Raw genomic sequence first — 24,342 nt, 5'->3', positions numbered from 1 at the left:
CTTTAAACCGTACTTTTAACTGTTCAACCTAAACCACTATCAGAAAATGAGTTCCCTGCTACACATAACAAACGGAGACGCATTTACGGAGCGTCTTAAGAAGTTGAATTTAAAAGGCGATATCATCACATGGCGTGAAATGCTATGTGAGGGTAAAACGCTTACGAGCGTAGGCAGTGAGTCCTTTTGGAAGACCAGGTTTGAGTTCCTACATAAGAATTACAAGGTTTCAAAGTCTTGGTTTATTGAGAAAACGCTTAAGGAATATCGTTCTCTTTGTAATCACAAACAGCAGGACCAAATAGTACTTTGGTTCGAGTATGATTTATTTTGTCAGGTCAATATGTTAGCGGTCATAAGCTGGTTGTTGACCAATAGAAGATATGCCCAAATTTCTTTGGTGTGTAGTGGCAAGGAAGACAATACGGATAAATTATACTCGTTGAACGAGCTTTCAGACGAACATCTTTTGAAATTATATAAGCATAAGGTGGTGCTGAACCAAGATGATGTGGAATACGCCGATTATGTATGGCAATTGTATTGCAGCAACAATCCTATCCGTCTTGAAAACCTGACTGATTTCAACGATTACAATTTTGCTTATCTAGGCGATGCGGTCAAAACACATTTAAGACGTTTTCCTAGTATTGCCAATGGTCTCAACGAGATGGAAAACAACATTTTGCAATTGGCCATCGATAAAAAGCCTAAGTCCAAAAGTGAATTTTTAGGCACCATTTTAAACAATCAAGGCAACCTAGGCTTTGGGGATTCCCAATACGAAAGGGCCTTACAACGGTTAAAACCATTGTTTTCTTCATTGAACCCAGTACGATTGACCAAAAAAGGAAAGGAAATATTGGACGGACAGACCAGTTACTATTCCTGTATACAGGACAATGACGTCTATTTGGGAGGAGCCTTAAAATATGATTTCCTCTACAATACGGATTCGAACAGAATTTTAAAACTCTAGAATGCGTCTAGGCCCATCCGAGCTTATCCTTAATGCCGATGGCAGCATCTACCATCTCAATCTATTACCTCAGGATATTGCCGAGACCATCATTACGGTAGGTGATCCCGACCGGGTCACCGAAGTCTCCAGTCATTTCGATTCCATACAAATCAAAAAGGGAAAACGGGAATTCCTAACCCATACGGGATTACTCAATGGAAAACGAATTAGTGTTATCTCCACGGGAATCGGGACGGACAATATCGATATTGTCCTGAACGAATTGGACGCCCTTGTCAATATCGATTTTGAGACCAGAAAGCTTAAAAAAAATCGTATACGATTAAAAATTATCCGGATTGGTACTTCCGGAGCCATCCAAGAGGACATACCGATAGATTCCTGGATACTTACGGAGTTGGCCATAGGGTTTGACGGGCTCTTGCATTTTTACAAAAATGAGCTTTCGGATTTTATGGAAATGGAGGATGCATTTATCCTTCAGACCGGCTGGTCACCGAAAAAATCGAGGCCCTATGTTGTGCAATTCAATGCAGATTTGGCCAAAAAATTTAAATCAAATCGTATACGATTTGGAATAACCACCACAAATACAGGATTTTATGGACCTCAAGGACGAACGTTACGACTTGCGCCAAGTACGAACGGTTTTATTGAATCGATTTCCAATTTCAGGTATCGGGACAGGCAAATTACCAATCTGGAAATGGAAACTTCGGGCATTTACGCGCTTTCAAAATTGCTGGGGCACCAAGCCGTCTCCCTAAATTGCATCCTTGCAAACAGGGCTACCGGGGAATTTTCCAAAAATCCCGAAGCATCGGTACAAGAACTGATTACTTTTGCACTTCAAAAAATAATATCGGATTGAAAACTGTCAAAATAGTAGGCGTACCGGAACATTTTAACCTTCCATGGCACTTGGCTATGGAGGAAGGTGCCTTTGAAGACCGCGGTATCGATTTGCAATGGGAGGATATTCCCGAGGGTACCGGGAGTATGTGCCAACTCTTGTCCGAGAACAAAACCGATCTGGCCATTATTCTAACCGAAGGTATTGTCAAAAGCATTTCTGAAGGAAATCAGGTCAAGATCGTTCAGGAATACATCGCGTCTCCCCTGCTCTGGGGCGTTCATGTATCGGCCCAAAGCGATTTTGAACATTTAAGCGATTTAAGGGGCGCAAAAGCCGCTATTAGTAGATTTGGTAGCGGAAGCCATTTGATGGCCTTTGTGCAGGCCCAAAACGAGGGATGGGACCTAAATGCATTGCAGTTTGAGGTTATCAATGACCTAGAGGGAGCCATTAAAAGTTTGAGCGAGGGCACGGCCGATTATTTCATGTGGGAACATTTTACCACAAAACCCATCGTGGACAATGGTGTTTTCAGAAGATTGGGGGATTGCCCCACACCTTGGCCCTGTTTTATGTTGGTAGCCACCAATGGATTCCTGGAGGAAAATAAAATACTGATAACGCACATTTTGGAAGTTATCAATCTTTACACGGCTGAATTCAAGAATATACCCAGTATCGATAGGACCCTAGCCAATAGATACGGACAAAAATTGGAGGATATACAGACTTGGTTGTCCTTGACATCCTGGAGTCAAAATCAATTGGATTCCGGTGTCCTTGAAAACGTACTTGACACGCTCCAGCAACTTAAATTGATTGAGAAGGCGTTACCGTTAAGACATTACTTGGAGGATATTTAAACCGTTTCCTTTAGGTTAAAATGCTTTCCTATGAGCTTTTTGAACGTACTATCCGAAAGCGGTTTTTGTGCGTAATCCAGAATATGGGGATTTGCCGCTGCCCGCTCCTTATCCTCAGGGTTGTCGCTGACCGTAACCAAAACGATTGCCAATTGTTGTTTTAATTCCTCGGGCACTTGTTCCTCGTACATTCGCATGAAATCCCAACCGTCCTTAACGGGCATTCTTAGATCTAACATTACCATACATGGAAGAGAAAGTCTCTCAAGTCCCCTGTTCATAATGAAATCCAAGCCTTCCTGACCATTAAGGGCCGTATTTATCTCTATATCAAGGCCTAGTTTATTTATAAAAATGGAATGAAGGAAGTTGCTGGATTCATCATCGTCAATCAGCAATATGGAATTTACCTGCTCAAATTTATTCATGGTGTAAACGTTTTTATTCAGAAAAATAAGAAAATTCCTATTTAAGATAAAACTAAAACCTACCAATCTATAGTTTTATTGCCTTTAGCCGATAAAATTTTATTGCATTTAGAAAAATGACGGTTCCCGAACCAATATCCCCTATTGGCACTTAGGGGGGAAGGATGGCCCGATGTTAATATCCGATGCCTTTTCCCATCGATCAGCTTAGCTTTTTTCTTCGCAAAGCCGCCCCATAACAAAAAGACCACGTTTTCACTGTTTTCGGATATTTTTTCGATGACGGAATCCGTAAAGGTTTCCCACCCTTTTCCTTGATGACTGCCCGCTTGATGCGCACGAACGGTAAGGGTGGCATTCAATAGGAGTACCCCTTGGTCTGCCCATCGTTCCAAATTACCGCTGGTTGGATAGGGTTTTTGTACGTCCGTCTCAATTTCCTTAAAAATATTCACCAAGGAAGGAGGATGTGGAATTCCGTCCGCTACCGAAAAGCAGAGTCCGTTTGCCTGTCCCGGTCCGTGGTAAGGGTCTTGCCCAAGGATGACGACCTTGGTCGCCTCAAAAGGGCAATGTTCGAAGGCCGCGAATATATCCGAGCCCTTTGGGTAGCACCTGTTTTGTGTATATTCCCGTTTCACAAATTCCGTTAAGGCCTTAAAATAGGGTTTTTCAAATTCAAGTTGCAGTTGCGATTTCCAACCCGATTCCATTTGTACATCCATAGGCGCGTTTATCTACTTTTTACAAAGCTAGGCGTATATTCCTTGAAGGGCAAGCCAAAGGTGTTTGATTGCGATAAAATCATAGGATTTCAAAATTTCTACTTGACAAAGAACAATCTAGTTATTAAATTTGTAACTCATTAATATCATGTTTGTTATGAAGAAAAACTTTGTAGTGAAGACGGTATTAATCGCAGTAATTGCCGTTTTCTGCTCTTCTCATGTTTCGGGCCAGACACTGTATGCCCTTAAAATTAATGGTAAAATACGTTCCGAAGCCGTGGACATCACTGCTAAATACCAGCCCCGTTTGGTTATGGGTATGGACCAGGCCCTTGAATTTCAAGGAACCGTGGCCAAATTCTTGGTGAAACGGAAGGCCATTGAAGAGGATGAAACCCTTTCTCCCAAGGCCAAATACGAGCTGTTAAAGCAGCTCTCGAGCAAGGAGACCATGGCCATGGCCGATGTGCTGGAATCCTATCGCTTTCAGGAATACATGCGCATCAAGCCGCAAATCCAACCTATTTTGGAACCTACGAGGGAACAAGAGGATATTTGGGCCGCAACTTCTGAGGCGAATTAATTATCCTCGACAGTTATTGTATCCGGAAGAAACTATGAAAGGTTTTAAAATTCCTTGATTCGAGGAACATATATCTTCGTATCTTTTTTGGACCAATATGCTCCACCAAGCCACTGATTATTGCAATTGACGCCTTTCTCTATATCGTTGCCAATAGCTACCTTTACCGCCATCTAAATAGATATATGGCCAAAATTCATTCTAAAACCTTACAGGATCTCGAGTTCCCCAAAGTTTTGCAACAGATTTCCATAAGATGTAACACTGCCCTGGGAAAAGAGGCGTCGTTAGAAATAGCACCTTTGGGCAATGCATCCCTTATGACGCATTCTTTGGGTATGACATCCGAGTATCTTTCTTCCATCGTAAGCGAGAACAGTATCCCAAATCATGGTTTTGATAGTATCAATGGTGAGTTGCGACTATTGAAAATTGAAAATACAACTTTGGAGCTTCAAGGTTTCAAGCGTATCGCCCATATTTGCGATACGGTGTTGGCACATCAGAAATTTTTCAAAAAATTCCAGGAGTACTATCCCCTGCTGCATGATATTGCCTTGGAATTGGAACCCAATAAAGAGATTCCGGAACTTGTAAATGGTGTTATAGACCGATTTGGCGAGGTAAAGGACAACGCTTCAGATAATCTTTTGCGGATTCGAAGACAGATGAACCAAGTTAGGGGAAAAATAAGTCAAAGTTTTGGCAATGCGCTAGCCACTTACCAATCTTCCGACTATCTGGATGAAATACGGGAGTCAGTAGTAGAGAACCGGCGCGTATTGGCCGTTAAGGCGATGTACCGTAAAAAGGTGCGCGGTGCGGTCATGGGGACCTCAAAAACGGGAAGTATCGTGTACATTGAACCCGAAGCCTCTTTAAAGTACAGTAGGGAACTCAACAATCTTGAGTTTGACGAAAAGGAGGAAATACAACGGATCTTGAATCGTTTGACAAGTCAAATCCGGCCATTTAGAGCTCTTTTAAGCGATTATCAGGATTATCTGACCCAAATAGATGTTACTGCGGCTAAAGCGAAGTACGCGCAGGATATCAATGCTCTTTTGCCTAAATTGAATGAAGCGCGGAGATTGTATCTACGGGATGCCTTCCACCCTCTTCTTTTTCTTAGTAATAAGCGAAAGGGGGAGAAAACTTTTCCCCAAACCATCGAACTAAATGCCGAGAATAGGATCATCGTGATTTCCGGACCCAATGCGGGCGGTAAAAGTATTACCCTAAAGACTATAGGACTATTGCAAGTAATGCTTCAGAGCGGACTTTTGATCCCTGTACATGAACGAAGCGAAGTCTGCTTTTTCGATAAAATATTAACCGATATAGGAGATAATCAATCCATTGAAAATCATTTAAGTACGTACAGTTACCGACTCAAAAACATGAACCAGTTCTTAAAACGTTGCAATGAAAGCACCTTGTTCCTGATCGACGAGTTTGGAACAGGTAGTGACCCGGAACTGGGCGGTGCCTTGGCGGAAACCTTTTTGGAAGTGTTTTATGAACGGGGCTCTTACGGGGTCATTACCACCCATTATGCCAATTTGAAAGCATTGGCCAATGAACTGCCGCACGCAACCAATGCCAACATGCTTTTTGACAGTAAGACCCTAGAACCGACATTCCAGTTAATCTTGGGTCAGGCAGGAAGCTCCTTTACCTTTGAGGTGGCACAAAAAAATGGCATCCCCTACTCGCTTATCAACAAGGCCAAAAAGAAAATTGAGCGCGGGAAGGTCAGGTTCGATGCCACAATTGCCAAATTACAGAAGGAACGCAGTAAAATGGCGGAAACGGGCTCCAAGCTCAAAGAAGAAGAAGCCAAGGCACGTGAAGAGGCGGAACGATTGGAAAAATTGAATGCCAAGATAAAGTCCAAATTGGAAAACTACCAGGAGCTGTACGACCATGACCAGCGTATGATCCAGTTGGGCAACAAAGTAAATATTGCTGCGGACAAATATTTCCAGAACAACAAAAAGAGACCCTTGATTTCCGAGTTACTGCGGATTGTGGAAACAGAAAATAGTAAGCGCAAGAAGAAATCGGCTGCGGAGGCCAAAAAGGAACGGGCCAAGCAGGCCAAGGTAGCGCAAGAAGTCCAAAAGGAGGTCAAGGTGATTCGGGAGAAAAAGAAAGTAGAAAAGAAAAAGGCCATCCAAAAGGAAAAAAGCAAACCCAGACCTGTTTTTAAGGTGGGCGATCGGGTACGAATGTTTGACGGAAAGGCCGTTGGCACCATAGATTCCCTGGAAAAAGGAAAAGCCATTGTCAATTATGGCATGTTTACCACGAACGTAAGTGTGGACCAGTTAGATTTGGTAGAAAAGTCGAAATAGGGATTGATTATCAAGTATATATCTTAAATCGTATACGATTTACTACGATGCAGCACCCTGAAATTCTTTAAAAAACAGCCGACACCAAGTTGTTGAATCGCAACTTTAGGTGCCGACTGATTTAAAATTTATTATCCATTTGTTTTTTGACCCTTTGAAACTTTTTATTTATTATGATCAGTTTTTTACTGCACTGAATTCACCTTTGCCAAAGTAAGGTAAAGCTCTAAATGAATCACATCTAAATCAATCTAAGGCCAAGCAACCCCGGTATTTTTTTTCTTATCGTTTAGTATAAAAGATAGGGGCCTGCTACCAGTTGTTTGTCCATATTTGCAATAAAGAACTTATCCCCTTCCAAATTGAAATAGATTTGTTGAAGGATGCCTCGCTCCACTTCCAAGGCACATGCCGCACCCACTTCTTCAAAAGGGAATTCATCTCTGGAAATATCCCTTAAGTCAAAAATATCTGTCCAAAAATAGTCTGCAGATCGGTTTACGACCCTTACATCCCGTCCTGCACATCGGTTTGACCGTCCTTTTTCAAAAAAGTCTTGATAGTCACTGTATGAAAATTCATCAGTGGGATCGGTTTGGTTGGCCCTTCCGGTATATGCGGCAGCTTCCACTCCCGATTCCAAAAATGGCGCTGTTTCCCCAGGAGCGGATGCTACCTGCCAAAAAGGATTTATTTCAGTTATTATTGGTTCCCCCGTAACGCTGCTTGTAAAGGGTCTAACAGGGGCCTCCGTTGGAAAGGCATCCGGGGCATTTGACCCGAAAGTATTGTTGTTCACATGGATTTCATAACTAGTACCCGATGAATTAAAGAAATACAGGGTGCCACTAGCACTTTCGGCAAACGCCGCCGAAACTGCATCCGCATTAAGAGCGGGTAACAATCCGTCAGTATCCTTTATACCTGATTTTTGGGAAACCTGACCTGTTATAGCGTTCAGCCATACATATTCCGTGCCCGCCCCATTAAATACGATTATAAGACCATTCCTAAAAAAACAAGCAGCACCTACTCCGTCTTCAAACAGATTGACCAAAGGCCTAAAGTTTTCGGGTGGTAAAGCGCCATCGATGGTACATGAATTTTGTTCATAGGTTAAATTAAGGGATGTTCCGGCCCTTCTGTCAGGTTCATTGATACTTCTAACTTCATACCCCAATGGCTGCGCAAAAGATAATAAGGCAGGCTCTGAAAGATGTGCTTCAAGTTCAGACAGGGTAATAGTTCCAATCCTTTCAACAGGGCCTTGGGAGTTGGCAGACTGTAAAATTACTTTTAAGCTTAAATCCTCCAAATCGTTTAGTGCCGTAGTATTTAATGTTCCTTGGGTTGTACCATTAAACGAGCTAAAAGCTTCCGCTATGGTTTCTTGGGCCGTGTTGGTAAATGTACTTGTTTCAATTACAATAATAAATCGTCGACCATAATTTACTTTTGCCACATATGCTGCTGGATTGGATCCAGATACATACTGATTTAAGGCGCTTGGTTTTACCGAGGCTTCAAAATAACCTTCCTTATTCAATGGCAAATCATAGTTAATGGTGTAGAAATCTTGCTGAATGGATATTAAAAAGGCCGAATTCTCGAATGTTACGGGAATTCCTAGCCCGTTATTCAATTGGGTATTATATATTTCTTCGGTGAGGCCTACCTCGAAGGCAATCTGTCCTAATGAAGATATTTGCTTCAATTTGTTGGTGTATTGACCAGGCGATGGATTATTTTGTGCCAATAGTTCCGTTCGAGCCAAAGCAACCTGTGTAGGATTAAACTCGTCAATGGATACCGTTCCCAATAACGTTTGTGCACTATTGCTAATGGATAGGGTTCCTCCTGACCTCGATAAGGGTATTGAGGTTGGTATTCCTGTTTCCAAGCTATTACCTTGAATAAAGCTCCCGCTATAAAGAGCGGTGGCAATTTCACCGTAGATGGGGAATAGCGTTTCACTCTTGGAACTTTCAATGGTGTAATTGGAACAGCCATAACGAACATCTTCCATGTTATTATTAAATAGTTGTCGAACCAATTTACTCTCGGCCGTTACAACATTTATCGTGTCTGTAGCACTATTATTGCTGACATTTGTCAATACACCCACTTTTAGGATATCTGCAAAACTGACCTCCATTTCTGTATCGGGTTCCTGTGTAGGTTCCTCTTCTTGTGTTTCATTGGGTATCTCTACCCTTGCATCATCACTTTGGCTACATCCTAGGACAATAAATAGGATAATGGATATGGAAATGCGTGTTAATTGGGAAAGCGCGGTGTTGTTATAGTTTTTCATTTTTTTGCATATTGGTTCTTTTTTGAGGTGTTTGCATTTGATTTAAATGCCTTAAGAAGGCTATGTTCAAAGAATGACCGGGATTAAGAAATTCCTTAATAGCATTAAAAGCCATCGTCAAAAAACAGCCGGCATCAAGTTGTTGAACCCAACTTGAGCGGCCGACTGTACTAACTCAAATTAAATTATTCATAATTAAATTAAAGATCAAAAGGTCCTATAAAGCCCCAATTCAAGTCGGCGTTTGATATCACATATTGAGTGCCTGCTTTATTAAAGAGTAAATATTGACGATTATTACCAAGATAGAAGCCAATTCCAGCGCCAACAGTTTCAAATGGAAGTGTACCATTACCCCATTCCGATATATCAAAAACTCCGTTAAATTGATTTGGATTGTTTGAATATCTAGAAAATTGGGTGCCATCCCTATTGATCATATATCTATCTGACGGACCGCCACTGTAACTTCTGAAAACTATGGCCCCTATGCCATTTACGGCAAAGGGATTGTCACCCGCCGCCAGATTTTCAATGTTATTGAGACTGCTTCTCCAAGTTTGTCCGTCTAAAACGTAATTGTAAAATAGGCCGCTTTGCGACATGAACATAATCGTATTATCCGTTGAACTTCCCAAGGAAGTATTGCATGCCGCACCAATACCATCATCACCAAATGGATACTCACCTTCATAAAGTTCTTCAATGGGGTAAGGACCATCCAATTGCGCGTTGGCACTACGCATAAACTCTTTACCATCCGCACTGATTAGGACAAATTCTGTTCCCTCAACACAATAGGCGGCTCCTACCGGCCCCATTTTTGACAATACTTGTCCCTTCCAGTGGGCCGTATGTATGGGTTCGCCTCCCGTGCCGCTGGCAGGAGTACATTCCGTTACATCGTATTGCGTAGCAAGTTGCACTCCTACAATTTGATTCGTGTTTACACTCCTAACCACATAACTTAAGGGCAAGCCTGTTGAAATGGTACTGCTTTCCGCAAGTAGGTTCACCAAATCGGAAAGGTTACCGCCAATAGTTTGTATGGTGGATGACGATTCACCTCCAAAGGCCATCACTTTTATCTTGATTTCGCTCAGCTCATTCAGATAACTCGCATCGATGTCAACCTCGGCCTTGTTGGCTACGGATTGGAACTCTGCCTCTACCGCTGCATTCATTTCGGTATAGGAGGAGGTCGACTCGATCAACATATAATAGATTCGGCCGTAGGATACGTCACTAATATAGGTTGCCGGGTTACCGGGCTGTACATATTTTGCCAAATCTTCGGGAGTTACGGAATCGGCAAAAATTCCTTTCAAACTGGTGGGGATTTCAAAGGACATGGTATAGAAATTTTGTGTCAGTTTCACCAATATCCTATTATATTCCTTTTCGGTACTAAAATCGAAATCGGCACTAACATCTGCAAAGGCATTTTCAAAATCGATGCCCATACTTAAGGCCAATGCTTGCCTGCTCTGTACTTGACTATAACTAAACGTAAAGTTAGCAGGGAGGTCTTGGGGTGAATTCGCGATAATGTTATTCATGGCATTTTGAATGGAAAGTTTGGAAACTTCCTCTACCTCAAAACCGGAGACTAGGTTGCCATTGATCAAATTGTAGGAAACGGCACCTCCCGCCCTTGCTACGGCTATGATGTCCGGTGTTGCTTTCTTTAATGATTTGCCCTGCAACAAACTACCGGGGTAAATTACCGAAGCGTTAGGATTGAAAAGTGGAAACCCATCCCGTCCCGTACCACCACCTTTAAGGGCATCATAGGTTTTGGTAGTACAGTTCCATACCTCACCATCAATTACTTCGTTGGTTTCTTTTTCTTCTACTATTTCTTCTGAAGTGGTAGGTGCCTCCAATTCACCTGCGGAAGCCACCACTTTGGAAAAATCGGCGTCGGTGAATTCATCGTTTGTCAATGTTGGATTATCACCGGAATCACTACTGCACGATGCCAGAAGTAGCAACAACAAAAAGGGTAGACAATAAAATCGTGATTTAATTGAAAGGATACTTGTTTTCATAATTGAAAGGTTTTTTGGATTCAACACCTCAAAACTATCTTTCAATCAATGGCTTACCTAATTTTGTCCATGGACAAAGTATGGACAAGTGAAATCATATTGGTATAAATTGGGTATGGACATATTGTAAATTGACATTGACTTATTTTTTTTAGAAATCTGATAATCAATATTTTAAATAAATTTATAATTATCTATTGACTTCAAATTCATGGACAAAGTATGGACAGGACTGAATTTGAGGTAATTAAGCTTAACTTGTAGTTTCTCTATTGATATTTCTCATTTATAACTATGAACTGTATTAAAAATTTAGCGTTTTTTTTGATTTCTATTAATTCACTCCTGTTCTCGCAAGAACCTCTGGTAAAATCGGATAGTCTTGGTGAATTATTAAAGCTAAGTAAGAGTTACAAGGATAGTGTGGATATTTTGGCTCAAATGGTAGAACATCATATGTATAATGACTCAAGGGAATCCATTGCTCTAGCCAATTTAATATTAAGTATTAGTAAAAATAACAATTATGGAAATGGACTTTCTGACGGACATTTTCTTAAGGCAAATGCTTATGGAGCATTGCAAATAATGGATAGTGCCATGCTGAACTATCAAGAGGCCATTAGGTTCTCAAAGCATTTTGGCAGTAATAGAAATTTGGCCAGTGCTATGGCCAATATAAGTGTTATAGAAGGACAAAATGGCAATTATCTAAAAGCTATAAAGCTTATGGATACTGTCGCAAAAATGAACCTTGCAGAAAAGGATTATCTCAATTATGGAGTTACGCTCAATAATAGGGCCTACCATTTTTACGAACAGGGAGATTACGTAAACGCCATGAGAGGTTTCAAGGCGGCATTGAATGTACTTGATACTATTCCGAGGGATATTTTTCGCCAAGGAGATGTTTATAGAAATATCGCCAAACTCAACTATCAGGAAAAAGATTTTGAAGACGCACTTTCTTATTTAACTAAAGCCAATGATATTTATGAAAAAGTTGATGATTACCTATTTCAATCCTATGTTTGGTCGGATATTGGGAATGTCTACTTGGAACTTAAACAGTATGACAATGCTATTGAAAGTTATAAAAAAGGACTCACCATTTGCGAAGATTACGGTTTTAAGGAATCTAGATCTTTATCTTTAGGCAACTTGGCCATTGCACTTCGGGAACAGGGAAAACTTGAGGAGGCCCTGAATAGTTTTCATAAATCGACTAAAAACACTGAACATGATGAAAGTATGGCCAACAGAATTGTCCATGAATATCATGTGGGCTATACCCATGCCCTTCTTAAAAATAAGGATTCTGCTTTATTTCATCTTAACAGGGCTATTTCTTGGTCAGACTCTTTGGGCCAAGCCAATGAGCTTAAAAATGCGTTGGAATTTAGGTCAAAATCCTATGCGCTTTGGGGTATGGAAACGAATGCCTTAGAAGATTTACTTAAAATGAATTTTATAAAGGATAGCATCTTCAATACCAAGAAATCCAAGCAAATAGAACAACTACAAACTTTATATGAAACCGAAAAAAAAGAAGCGGAAATTGCCCTGCAAAAAGAAGAAATCAACACCTTAAATGAAAAGGCCAAAGTGGATACATTGACCAAAGGGCTCTATGCCGGTGGCATGTTCACCTTTGTGACCGTTTCAGGTTTGTTGTTCTTCGGATTCCGGCAACGTATAAAGAAAAACAAAATCGAAAGGGAAAAACAAGAGGCTATCTACCAACAGGAAATTGAGCACAAACAAAAGGAATTGGCGAGTCAGACCCTGCATTTGGTCCAAAAGAACACCTTTATCCAGGAGCTTATGGAAAACCTAGAGAACATCAAGAACTCTCCGGAGAAATTCAAGATGGAATTCCGGCGTATCGTAATGCTTCTAAAAAAAGAAAATGCCTCTGACAAGGACTGGGAGGTCTTTAAGAGTTATTTTGCAGATGTTCACAATGACTTTGACCAAAAGCTCAAGACCATCTATCCGGATATTTCCGAGAAGGAAATCCGCCTGGCGGCCTTTCTTCGCATGAACCTTACCACCAAGGAAATTGCGGCAACCCTCAACGTTTTACCGGATAGTATTTTAAAGTCCAAATACCGACTCAAAAAGAAACTGGGTTTGGATAAGGATACCGACTTGAACCAATTTTTAAACACGCTATGATGCGATATTTTGCAATTCTAATACTAACATTCTCTTTTGCATCGATAATTGCCCAAAACGGTAGCAAAATGAAATTGGATAGCTTGGCCTTCGAAGCTCAAATACTGCGTTATCAGGAATCAGTCGAAAATAATTTAGAAGAGGCTAAACTTATTGTCGATAGCCTAATGCTTAATGCAATTAAACAAAAGGAAATTTATTTTGAAGCCAAGGCATATCAACTATTTGGGCATTATTTCTATCTGAAATCGGACTTTCAAAATTCCATTGATAATTGCAAAAAAGCATTGAATCTATTGGAACAGCTAAAAATGGAGCGTCCCATGCCCAATACACTCAATCAATTGGGTATTTCCCAGCGCTATTTGGGCCAATATGACGAGGCTTTGAAATCACATCAAATAGCAGCTCAACTTAATGAAAAAATAGAAGGAGACCCTATAGATTTGGCTAGAAGTTATTTGAACATGGGCAATCTGATGTTCGATGTAAAAAACTTGGAGGCTTCCAATAAGTACTATCTCCAAAGTGAAGAAATATGCATGAAATATGGTTTGAATGATTTTATCCCGAAATGTTGGGGAAACCTCGCAGCAAATTATCGCTACGAAGGGCACTATGAAAAAGCACTCGAGTACCACTACAAGAGTATAACACATTTTGAAAAAAATCCAAGTATTGCATTGACGAGGGAGTATAATAATATAGGAGCCGTTTTTGACGACATGGAGAATTTTGGAAAGGCCAAATCGTACTATTCCTTGGCACTGCAGCACTCAGAAAAATATGGGGAGCCACAATTAAAGGGATTGATTTTAAGGAATTTGGGCGAAATGGCTATGGTAGAAAAAAACTATAATCAAGCCGAAGAATACATGCAACAAGCAATGGTCATAGCCAACAGTACAGGGAATATAGAAAGACTTATTCGTAGTTATGGAAAAATGGCAGAAATTAAGGCGGCTACCAATAATTTCAAAAGTGCCTATGAGTATAGGACAAAGTACAACCAATTATATGACAGCCTTAAGGGTGTTGAGGTAACGGAAAGAATAAACAATCTTGAAATTAAGTATCAAACCGAAAAGAAAGAAGCAGAAATTGCACTTCAGCAAGAAGAAATAAAAACCCTCAGTCAAGAGGTAGAAATCAGTAATCTTAAAAAAGGTCTTTATGCCGGTGGCATGGCATCTGCCCTAACGGTCTCTGGACTTTTATTCTTTGGATTCAGGCAGCGAATCAAGAAAAACAAAATCGAAAGGGAAAAACAAGAAGCTATCTACCAACAGGAAATCGAGCACAAACAAAAGGAATTGGCCAGCCAGACCTTGCACTTGGTCCAGAAGAACACTTTTATCCAAGAACTCATGGAAAACCTGGAAAACATCAAAAACTCCCCGGAAAAGTTCAAAATGGAGTTTAGGCGTATCGTAATGCTATTAAAAAAGGAAAATGCATCGGACAAGGATTGGGAGGTCTTTAAAAGCTATTTTGCGGAGGTGCACAACGATTTTGACCAAAAACTAAAGACCATTTATCCGGATATATCGGAAAAGGAAATCCGCTTGGCGGCCTTTCTACGCATGAACCTCACCACTAAGGAAATTGCGGCAACCCTCAACGTTTTACCGGATAGTATCCTCAAATCCAAGTACCGACTCAAAAAGAAACTGGGCCTGGACAAGGAAACAGATTTGAACCAATTCTTAAATACGTTATAAACCCTTAGGTCTAGTATTAAAGCTGCATTATCTTTGTGTTGTGGAAAAAGCAAAAAAAATTATTCTATTTGACGGGGTATGCAACGTCTGTAACGGTTTCGTCCAGTTCGTTATAAAACGGGACCACAAGGATGTTTTTCAGTTTACTTCCTTACAAAGCGATGTGGGCCAACGACTTCTAAAAGAACGAAAAATTGACACCACTAAAATTGATTCCGTTGTGCTGATCGAACCGGGAGTGGCTTTTTATATAAAATCCGATGCTGCACTGGAAGTAGGCAAGTCTTTAAAAGGATATAGGACAGTTTCTAAAATTTTTCAATTGATTCCCAGTAAAATACGTGATATCGTATACGATTTAATTGCAAAATATAGATACGAATGGTTCGGTAAAAGGGAAGCCTGTATGGTTCCAAGTCCTGAAATCAGGGCCAAATTTCTCTAGTTATTTCGATTGGATTAACAACCATAGCTTACAAGCTACATTTTCTGGATTAAATATGGAAACTTGTAAACATGGATGATAAAATTATAAAGACGGCACGCACAGGTTTTGTTTCAAAAGGAGTAGTTTATTTGATTACGGGTGTATTGGCCTTTTTGGCAGCCTTTAATCTAGGTGGCCAAAAAGCCGGTAAATTAGAGGTCATTGAATTTTTGGAAAAGCAACCTTTTGGGAAATTTATTTTGGTGGCACTTGGACTAGGACTTTGTTGCTATGCATTGTGGCGTTTTATTCAAAGTATCCAAGATCCTGAAAACATAGGGGATGATGGAAAAGGTACGATTAAACGCATAAGTTTCTTCATTAGTGGACTAATTTACATGGGGCTTGGATTTTTATCTTTGATAAACGCATTCTCACAAACCGGAAATAATGGAGGAAGTAAATCTTCCTTGATACCACTTGAATATCAGCAGTCCTTTTTTATTGTAGTAGGTTTTTGTTTGGCAGGAAAAAGTGTTTATCAATTTGTAAAGGCCTATACGGGAACTTTTATTTCCAAATTCAATCTCAAAGCCATGTCGGAAACCACTAAAATAAAATTCATTAAAAATATGGGCTACGCCGGACTGTCGGCCCGGGGTATTTTAGTTGGAATCATAGCCTATTTCTTCATTTCTGCCGGGCTTTCTGTGGGTAATACTTCTGGTGAAATGAAAGGCACTGAGAGCGCATTTTCCTTTTTGCAGCAAAATTCTTCTGGACCATGGTTGATGGGCATTGTTGCTGCTGGACTTGCCTGTTATGGCGTTTATATGTTTACCATGGCCCGATATCGCTCCTTTAATTAGGTTAATTGTCGATTCGATATTTAAATTGAGCTGCGGTTAATCCTTTACGGTTTGGAGCCCCTTATTTAAGGTTGTTCAATATAAAATCCAAGGTTTTATTCTCATTTTTATTTGTTTGAAAGGCAAAATTGTCATAGCTATTGGGAACGGCTAAACCTATCTTTAAGGAATGTTCAATCAGTTCTTCCCAATCCAAGGAAACCTTACCGGATAACAATATGTCCATGGGTTTTTGTTGCTGATATCGCTTATATATCTTGCGTAGTCCGCTCAGGTACAATCGGTCTTTAGTAAACCCTCCTCCCCTATGGGCCCTTAGCGTAATGGAAAAAGCCGTATCCCTATCAAGTTTGTACTGGGCATGAATCATGTCAAAGGTATCGGCAAAAGTGTAGCCTTTAATCAAACTATCGGATGCCAAAACTCGATGCGACAATTCTTTCAAACGCTTTAATGTCAAGGCACCGCTCATATACTCACTGAAAACGGCTAGTCCTTCCTGCGTCTCCACGTTTTTGGGAAATCCATTGGAAAATATTTTTAGGGGTTGGTTCTGTGCATTGAAGGTGGTAACCATGTGAACACCGATTTCATGGTTGGCCAAGGTCAGTAGTTGATTCTTGCTGAATTTGGTATTTTTCTTAACCAATAATGTCTTGGTGGCATTGCTTACCATGGCATCGGCGGCAATGCTGGTGGAATATTTTATTTTTAGGGGGAAGTCATACCTACTTGCAAATTCTTCAAAATATTCCTTGGCCTCGAGAGGGGTAAATTTTCTTTCCATATCCGGACCATGGGTTTCATCGGTAAAATGCAATATATACTTGGCATTTTCAACGTCCTTTTCAGTCGGGGATCCATATACCCTAAGGGAATTGTAATGAAATCTGTTCTTTTGGCCAATGGTCTGGATGCATTGAACCATGTTGGAATAGTAATAGATAATCTCCTGATAGGCCGTTCTCAATTTTTCGTCCTTAATACGTTCCAAACGTTGCGAAAAGAACAAACGGTGCAATTTATAAGGGTCAAACTTTAATTTGGGATAGCGAAACTCAGGATTTTGGGTATATTTTGAAGCAAAGAAAGCGTGCTTTTCCTTCTCGATGTTCAAGGGGTTTACATAGCTTAGGAGTTCTATGCTCCTTATCAACCGGTCAAGGTTTCCATCAATTTCGAAAACATATGGATACGCGTTCACCAAATTTTCCATCATAGGTTCTTGCTTCATTTTTGGCCGATTCAGGTAGATTATTAATTTTTTGTAAGCTATACGCCATACGCGGAGAGCTATTGGCAATTAGAGTTGGTTTTTATGGTTTTCATTAACCCCTAACCACTAACGGCTAACAGCCAACAGCTTTTGTGCTTGAACTTGATACTTGAATTTGTTACTTGAACTTGATACTTGAATTTGTTACTTGAACTTGATCTATTCCTCCCTATTTCACCTCTTCATAGTGGTCGTCCCAATTTTTTACTTTTGGCTTTCCGAGTTTTCCCACGGATTTGGCCACCATCATCGCTACGGTAGCATCTCCCGTAACGTTTACAACGGTTCTGCACATGTCCAAGGGTCTGTCCACCGCAAATATCAATGCCAGACCAATGGCCAATTTATCCTGTGGGAATCCAATGGATTCCAGTACGATTACAAGCATTACCATTCCAGCGCCCGGTACGGCTGCTGAACCAATAGAAGCTAACAAAGCGGTCAAAACTATGGTCAACTGGTTCGCCAAGGTAAGGTCAAAGGCCAATGCCTGCGCAATGAAGACGGCCGCGACTCCTTGGTATAAGCTGGTCCCATCCATATTGATCGTTGCCCCCACGGGTAGGACGAAACTGGAGACTTCCTTGTCCACACCAATGTGCTCCTCTACCCGTTCCATAGTGACGGGCAAGGTGGCAGCACTGGAACTTGTAGAAAAAGCCAACAACTGCGCCGGGCTCATCTTACTTAAAAATGTCAAAGGATTGTACCGGGTGAACGAGGATACAACAATGGAATAAAACAGAATCATTAATGCCAGCCCCAATACAACCACACCGGCATATTTCAAGAGAGCCAGCAATAGTTCCGGATCACTGGAAGAGACTACGACTCCGGCCAACAAAGCGAATACGGCATAGGGAGCCGTTAACATGATAAGGTCCACCATTTTCAACACAACATCGTTCAAAGAGTCAAAGAACTTTTTGAGCGGTTCGGCATCCTTTTCTCCGATCAATAACATAGAGATCCCCAAGAATATGGCAAAAAAGATTACCTGTAACATGAGACTGTTATCGGTCATAGCAGCGAGGGCGTTATCGGGGACCATATCTTCCAAAAATTTGAGCGGTCCCGCCCCTTTTTGTCTGGATGCCTCTTCCATCTTTGAAGTAACGCCGCTATCGCTGGCATAGGTGTCCGTCAATTTCGTAATGGTTTCTTCTGAAATACCCTCACCAGGCTGCATGATATTCACCAAAACCAACCCTATGGTTATGGCGACGACAGTTGTTGTAATGTAAATTAGAATGGTCCTTACGCCAATGTTCCTGAATTTTGAAATATCCTTTAAGTCTGAAATACCTTTAATTAGTGAGGCTAAAATAAGGGGGATTGCAATCAACTTCAAAAGTTTGACGAAAATGGTTCCAAAAGGCTGTATCCAGTCCCCTACAAAGTCCTTTCCCCAGGTGACTTGGGTCATCAAGAAACCAAAAAGAATGCCCAAGAGCATTCCTATCAATATTTGCCAGTGCAATTCCAGTTTACGCATATGTTAATCTTTTGGCTCAAGATACCAAATAGAAAGCAGACACGCCACTCCCCCAAAGATTAAATTTTATTCACCCTGGAAAGGAGCATATAATCCGCAAGAACCAATGCTGTCATTGCCTCCACGATGGGTACTGCCCTGGGGACAACGCAAGGGTCGTGCCTTCCTTTACCCTGGGTTTGCACAATGTTCCCTTCCTTGTCTATGGTCTCATACCCTTGGATCACGGTTGCAACAGGTTTGAAGGCTACGTTAAAAAAAATGTCCATACCGTTGCTGATACCTCCTTGCACTCCCCCACTATGGTTGGTCTTTGTGGAACCGTCCGTGTTGAAAGGGTCATTGTGTTTGCTGCCCTTCATGGTCACTCCCTCAAAACCGCTACCATATTCAAAGCCTTTCACTGCGTTGATGGACAACATGGCCTTTCCCAATTCTGCATGCAATTTGTCAAAAACAGGTTCTCCCAGCCCTACGGGTACATTTTTGGCCACACAGGTAATCACGCCGCCAATGGTATCCCCGTCTTTTTTGATGGCTTTAATATATTCCTCCATTTTTACGGCCATCTCTTGATCCGGACACCGAACGATATTGTCTTCTGCCGTTTTCAGGTCCAGTTCCAAATAGCTTTTTTCCATTTTCAGGGTGCCTACTTGTGATACAAAGGCGTTGATTTCGATACCCTTTAAAAACTGTTTGGCTATGGCTCCGGCCACTACCCTACTAGCGGTTTCCCGGGCTGAGCTCCTTCCACCGCCCCTATAGTCCCTAAAGCCATATTTTTGGTCGTAGACATAGTCTGCATGGGAAGGCCGGTAGGAATCCTTTATATGGCCGTAATCCTTGGATTTCTGGTTGGTATTGTGAATGGCGAATCCAATAGGTGTTCCTGTTGTCCTTCCTTCGAAAATCCCAGAGTAAATCTCAACTTCGTCCGGTTCCTTGCGTTGGGTTACTATGGCGGACTGACCCGGTTTACGCCTGTCCAGGTCTTTTTGTATCAATTCCAAATCTAATGGGATGCCCGCTGGACAACCATCCAAGACCCCGCCGATGGCCCTGCCATGCGATTCGCCAAATGTCGTTACCCTAAATATATTTCCAAAGGAATTACCCGCCATAATCGTTTTTACTAAAAGATACCTACAAATGTAAACTTTAATAGCCTTATGGAAAATTATCCAGTTCTCTTAAACTTAAATTAACCTATTCATTTGGCCGGTAATGATAATTTAACGGTATCCTTATCAATTGATGATATGGCAGTTAACCATTGCATATACCATTAGGTTTAATTTTGTGAATATTTTAGGGATGAACCCTAATAGAGGGTTTTCTTGTAGAGACAAAATACCCCAATAAAACGAAATGGTTAACTATTTGATGTTTAAGTAGGTGAAAAAGCGAAAGTTGGAAATTGCCGTTATTTCCGATGTTCATTTAGGTACGTATGACACGTACGCCGATGAACTTCTGGCATATCTGTGCAGTATACAGCCTAAAATCCTCATTCTTAATGGTGATATTGTGGATATTTGGCAATTTAAGAAAAGCTACTTTCCAACGTCCCACTTAAACGTCATCAAGAAAATAGTTTCCATGGCCTCAAAGGGTACCGAAGTACACTATATCATGGGAAACCACGATGAGGCACCCAAAACCTTGGCAAATATTTCCTTGGGAAATATTCAGTTTTCCCGTAAGTTGGTTTTGACCTTACATGGAAAGAAAATGTGGTTCTTTCATGGCGATGTTTTTGATATACCCTGGATAAATGGCAGATGGGTGGCCCAATTTGGTAGCCTGGGTTTCGGTTTTTTGATCACTGTCAACAAATTGAACAATTGGTTCCTAAAAAGACTTCGGAAGGAAAAGTACTCCCTGTCCAAAAAAATCAAAAAGGACGAAAAAAAATCCGAAAGGTATATTTCTAATTTTGAGGAGACCGTAATCGACGTAGCCATTCAAAACCGATACGATCATGTCATTTGCGGTCATATCCATACACCCAAAAAGGAACATATTGAAAAACGTGGTGGTAGGGTCACCTATCTGAACTCCGGGGATTGGGTGGAAAATCTAACGGCCTTGGAATATTCCTTGAAACGCTGGAAAATGTACCATTATAAAAACGATAAGCTATCGCCTTTCTTTATGGACGAAGCCCTTAAGGAAATGAACCTCAATCAACTCATCGCTTCCATAGAACTCAAGGAAGAACAAAAAAGGATGCTTCCTCCTGGGGCATAATTATTTCAGTGCCTTTGCCAATATGCTTACCGGATGTTGGGCGATTCGTTTGGTGCCATCAAATATTTGATGTCTACAACTGGTACCGTTAGCAGCAATGATAGTCTCCGGTGATGCGTTGTTGACCGCGGGGAACAATTTTAATCCGCCTACGTTCATACTGGTTTCGTAGTGTTCCCTCTCATAACCAAAAGATCCCGCCATCCCACAACAACCTGAAGAAATGATGGTAACCTTATAGTTTTTGGGCAAGTTGAGAATGTCAAAGGTTACTTTTTGATTGCTCAATGCCTTTTGGTGGCAATGGTTGTGGATTTTTATGTCTGCCGATACTTCCGTAAAAAACGAGGCATCTATTTTGCCTTCTTGAATCTCCTTGGCTAGAAACTCTTCGATCAGGAAACAATTATTTGCTATCGACTCCGAAGCCTCTTTATTTGCCAAAAGCCTTTTATACTCATCCCTAAAAGATAATACGGCAGAGGGTTCCAGGCCAAGAACCGGCCTTCCTTTTTTGGCAAAGTCAACCAACTTCCTTGAATTCTTTTCCGCCAATTTTTTTGCTTGTTTTAAAAACCCTTTGGACAGGAAGGTCCGGCCACTTTCTGCATAAAAGAGTTCCACCTCATATCCTAAACCTACCAATAGTGCAATGGCGTCCTTCCCTATTTCAATATCCACATAATTCGTGAATTCATCAATATAGAGGACAACTTTCTGTTTTTTTATACCTTTTTGATTACTAATATTTTGAAGGTGTTTATCGAAATTAAAACTATACACTTTTGGTAATTCTCTTTCCAGTGCTACGCCCGATGCTTTTTTTAAGATTTTTCCTAAAAACTTGGACCCATAAACGGCATTGGTCAAACCAGGAACCTTGCTCCCAATTTTGTTCAATTGGGTATTGTAGGCGAATAATTTTCCGCGTAAGGGGTATCCATTGGATTCCTGATATTGGTAAAGAAATTCGGCTTTCAAAGTAGCGACATCTACATTGCTTGGGCATTCGCTGGCACATGCCTTGCAGCTCAAACACAGGTCAAAGACCTCTTTGAGCTCCTGGCTGTCAAAACCATTGGTCTTTTTAGGGTTCGTTAAAAATTCCCGTAAGGCGTTCGCCCTTCCCCGGGTTGTGTCCTTTTCATTTTTGGTAACGTGATAACTGGGGCACATGGCGCCATTCATCAGATGGGTCTTTCTGCAATCCCCACTGCCGTTGCATTTTTCGGCAGCCTTTAGGATTCCCTCACTGTCCGAAAAGTCCATTAAGGTCTCTATTTCCGGTTCGTTACGGTCAATCTCATAGCGGAAGGATTCATCCATGGGATAGGCATCTACAATTTTCCCCGGATTGAAAATATTATCGGGGTCGAAATAGGACTTAATCCGCTTGAGCAGTTCGTAGTTCCTTTCCCCGATCATTAAGGGCAAAAACTCAGCGCGGACAATGCCATCACCGTGTTCCCCGCTGAACGAACCTTTGTATTTCTTGGTGAGTTTCGCCACGTCCGTGGTAATTTGGCGGAATAGGGTAACGTCTCCCCGTTTCTTAAGGTTAAGAATCGGTCTTAAATGAAGTTCGCCCGCTCCCGCATGGGCATAGTACACCGCGCTTTGCCCGTAGCCCTTCATAATTTGGGTGAATTCACCGATAAAATCCTTTAAATCTTCTACGGCAACCGCGGTATCCTCTATACAGGCAACCGCTTTCATATCCCCCACGATATTTCCCAATAGCCCAAGGCCCGCCTTTCGCAACTCTATGGCCTTGTTGATATTTTCACCGAAAAGAACAGGGCTGGCATAGCTTAAGCCCGATTTTTCAATGGTCGCCATCAGTTTTTTGACTTCCGTTTCCAAGGCCTGCTCATCAATGGCACTTACCTGCAACATCAACAGCGCGGCTGGGTCGCCCTCTACAAAGAACCTATTCGCCAATTGTGAACGATTGTTTTTGGTGCAATCCAGGATTACCTTGTCCATCATTTCACAAAGCTGAAGGGAATGTTCCATGACGGGAACAACATCCATAAGGCAATCCTCCAAAGTGTGGTAATGCGTCACCACCATAGCCGATAATTTTGGTGGTAGGTCATCCAATTGGAGGGTGATTTCGGTAGTAAACGCCAAGGTGCCCTCACTTCCACATAGTAATTCTCCCAAGTTTAACGTTGGTCTTTCTCCGCCAAAGATTTCGGATTTCAAAAGTTCGTCAACCGCATATCCCGTATTTCTTCGATGGATGGACGGCTTGGGAAACTCTTTGATTATTTCATTTTTTATATCCTTATTAGCCAGTTCTTTGGATATGCTTTTGTAAATAGAAGCTTCAAATGAATCTGATGATTCGATTTTGGCCAATTCAGAGGCTGTCCTTGCTTTGAATTCGGCCTCACTACCGTCGGACAAAATGGTTTTTAGCGAAACTATTTTGTCCCTTGTCACCCCATATTGAATGGATGTGGTACCGGACGAATTGTTGCCTACCATGCCCCCGATCATACATCGGTTCGAAGTAGACGTGTTGGGGCCAAAAAAAAGACCGAACGGTTTTAAATATAGGTTCAGTTCGTCGCGGATCACCCCGGGCTGTACCGTTACCTGTTTTTTCTCGGTATCTAAATGTATTATTTCCGTGAAATATCGGGACACGTCCACCACAATACCGTCACCAACACATTGTCCTGCAAGGGAAGTCCCTGCCGTTCTTGGGATTAGTCCAACCTTATGCTCCTTTGCAAAGCCTATCAATTTTTTGATATCTTCCTTGGACTTAGGGAATGCCACTGCCAAGGGAATCTTACGGTAAACCGAAGCATCCGTGGCATATAGTGACTTGTACAGGTCGCCTATCTGAAGTTCTCCTTCTAATTCTAGTTGTAAATGGGACAATAATATATTCAAGGTAGCACAATTTTGACCGCTAAATTAAGTTTTATTGTCTGAGCAACATATACA

18 protein-coding genes are annotated in these 24,342 nt (G+C 41.3%); 10 read left to right on the top strand and 8 right to left on the bottom strand.

Translation table 11 applies throughout. The annotated features are described in order from the left end of the window. Window positions 1–46: 46 nt before the first annotated feature. The 3 genes from ACZ41C_RS17105 to ACZ41C_RS17095 are packed head-to-tail and all read left to right on the top strand — an operon-like array spanning window position 47 to window position 2,701. The gene (locus ACZ41C_RS17105; protein ID WP_272636961.1) at window positions 47–979 is read left to right on the top strand and encodes a DUF1835 domain-containing protein; all 933 of its coding nucleotides are present in this window, start codon (window positions 47–49) and stop codon (window positions 977–979) included. Window position 980: 1 nt separating this feature from the next. Continuing rightward, window positions 981–1,853, top strand: coding sequence for a nucleoside phosphorylase (locus ACZ41C_RS17100; protein WP_464563185.1), 873 nt, complete (start codon window positions 981–983; stop codon window positions 1,851–1,853). After that, window positions 1,850–2,701 (top strand): substrate-binding domain-containing protein, encoded by an 852-nt coding sequence (locus ACZ41C_RS17095; protein WP_464563183.1) that lies wholly within the window; start codon window positions 1,850–1,852, stop codon window positions 2,699–2,701. Before ACZ41C_RS17100 ends, ACZ41C_RS17095 begins: the two co-directional genes overlap by 4 nt. On the opposite strand, the gene ACZ41C_RS17090 is transcribed toward ACZ41C_RS17095, so the two are convergent. Both ACZ41C_RS17090 and ACZ41C_RS17085 read right to left on the bottom strand, forming a co-directional pair. Then, a complete protein-coding gene (locus tag ACZ41C_RS17090; protein WP_138258224.1) occupies window positions 2,698–3,129 on the bottom strand; it encodes a response regulator in 432 nt (143 codons plus the stop codon). The genes ACZ41C_RS17095 and ACZ41C_RS17090 overlap by 4 nt on opposite strands. A gap of 59 nt (window positions 3,130–3,188) precedes the next feature. After that, window positions 3,189–3,854 (bottom strand): uracil-DNA glycosylase, encoded by a 666-nt coding sequence (locus ACZ41C_RS17085; RefSeq protein ID WP_464563180.1) that lies wholly within the window; start codon window positions 3,852–3,854, stop codon window positions 3,189–3,191. A gap of 157 nt (window positions 3,855–4,011) precedes the next feature. On the opposite strand from ACZ41C_RS17085, the gene ACZ41C_RS17080 reads away from it, so the two are divergent. Together ACZ41C_RS17080 and ACZ41C_RS17075 are read left to right on the top strand one after the other, a co-directional pair. Further along, a complete protein-coding gene (locus tag ACZ41C_RS17080; RefSeq protein WP_154919284.1) occupies window positions 4,012–4,440 on the top strand; it encodes a hypothetical protein in 429 nt (142 codons plus the stop codon). Between the two features lie 185 nt (window positions 4,441–4,625). After that, window positions 4,626–6,797, top strand: coding sequence for an endonuclease MutS2 (locus ACZ41C_RS17075; RefSeq protein ID WP_464563178.1), 2,172 nt, complete (start codon window positions 4,626–4,628; stop codon window positions 6,795–6,797). A 289-nt stretch (window positions 6,798–7,086) separates the two neighbouring features. Here ACZ41C_RS17075 and ACZ41C_RS17070 read toward each other — a convergent pair whose 3' ends face one another. Both ACZ41C_RS17070 and ACZ41C_RS17065 read right to left on the bottom strand, forming a co-directional pair. Further along, window positions 7,087–9,111, bottom strand: a complete 2,025-nt coding sequence (locus ACZ41C_RS17070; protein ID WP_464563176.1) for a thiol-activated cytolysin family protein — start codon at window positions 9,109–9,111, stop codon at window positions 7,087–7,089. A gap of 200 nt (window positions 9,112–9,311) precedes the next feature. Continuing rightward, complete coding sequence (locus ACZ41C_RS17065; RefSeq protein WP_464563174.1) at window positions 9,312–11,162, bottom strand: thiol-activated cytolysin family protein; 1,851 nt, start codon at window positions 11,160–11,162, stop codon at window positions 9,312–9,314. A 324-nt stretch (window positions 11,163–11,486) separates the two neighbouring features. On the opposite strand from ACZ41C_RS17065, the gene ACZ41C_RS17060 reads away from it, so the two are divergent. The 4 genes from ACZ41C_RS17060 (at window position 11,487) to ACZ41C_RS17045 (ending at window position 16,357) form a co-directional block, all read left to right on the top strand. Next, window positions 11,487–13,340, top strand: a complete 1,854-nt coding sequence (locus ACZ41C_RS17060) for a tetratricopeptide repeat protein (protein WP_464563172.1) — start codon at window positions 11,487–11,489, stop codon at window positions 13,338–13,340. A gap of 68 nt (window positions 13,341–13,408) precedes the next feature. Then, complete coding sequence (locus ACZ41C_RS17055) at window positions 13,409–15,061, top strand: tetratricopeptide repeat protein (protein ID WP_464563170.1); 1,653 nt, start codon at window positions 13,409–13,411, stop codon at window positions 15,059–15,061. Between the two features lie 40 nt (window positions 15,062–15,101). After that, window positions 15,102–15,506: a thiol-disulfide oxidoreductase DCC family protein gene (locus ACZ41C_RS17050; RefSeq protein ID WP_464563168.1), complete on the top strand. Its 405-nt coding sequence runs from the start codon at window positions 15,102–15,104 to the stop codon at window positions 15,504–15,506. A 71-nt stretch (window positions 15,507–15,577) separates the two neighbouring features. Then, window positions 15,578–16,357 (top strand): DUF1206 domain-containing protein, encoded by a 780-nt coding sequence (locus ACZ41C_RS17045; protein WP_464563166.1) that lies wholly within the window; start codon window positions 15,578–15,580, stop codon window positions 16,355–16,357. Between the two features lie 61 nt (window positions 16,358–16,418). Here ACZ41C_RS17045 and ACZ41C_RS17040 read toward each other — a convergent pair whose 3' ends face one another. From ACZ41C_RS17040 to aroC, 3 genes are all read right to left on the bottom strand, one after another. Continuing rightward, window positions 16,419–17,591 carry a flavohemoglobin expression-modulating QEGLA motif protein gene (locus ACZ41C_RS17040; RefSeq protein WP_464563164.1) on the bottom strand — a complete coding sequence of 391 codons (1,173 nt, stop codon included), beginning with the start codon at window positions 17,589–17,591 and terminating at the stop codon, window positions 16,419–16,421. A 211-nt stretch (window positions 17,592–17,802) separates the two neighbouring features. Next, complete coding sequence (locus tag ACZ41C_RS17035) at window positions 17,803–19,128, bottom strand: dicarboxylate/amino acid:cation symporter (protein ID WP_154919298.1); 1,326 nt, start codon at window positions 19,126–19,128, stop codon at window positions 17,803–17,805. Between the two features lie 59 nt (window positions 19,129–19,187). Then, window positions 19,188–20,252, bottom strand: a complete 1,065-nt coding sequence (gene aroC, locus ACZ41C_RS17030) for a chorismate synthase (protein WP_154919300.1) — start codon at window positions 20,250–20,252, stop codon at window positions 19,188–19,190. 274 nt (window positions 20,253–20,526) lie between these two features. On the opposite strand from aroC, the gene ACZ41C_RS17025 reads away from it, so the two are divergent. Then, complete coding sequence (locus tag ACZ41C_RS17025; RefSeq protein WP_138258213.1) at window positions 20,527–21,381, top strand: UDP-2,3-diacylglucosamine diphosphatase; 855 nt, start codon at window positions 20,527–20,529, stop codon at window positions 21,379–21,381. On the opposite strand, the gene ACZ41C_RS17020 is transcribed toward ACZ41C_RS17025, so the two are convergent. Next, window positions 21,382–24,288 (bottom strand): FAD-binding and (Fe-S)-binding domain-containing protein, encoded by a 2,907-nt coding sequence (locus ACZ41C_RS17020; protein ID WP_464563161.1) that lies wholly within the window; start codon window positions 24,286–24,288, stop codon window positions 21,382–21,384. Between the last annotated feature and the right edge of the window lie 54 nt (window positions 24,289–24,342).

Source organism: Maribacter sp. C-4077 (assembly GCF_055378385.1).
The sequence above is the reverse complement of the archived record's forward strand: the minus strand, read 5'-3'. Positions and strand labels throughout refer to the sequence as shown.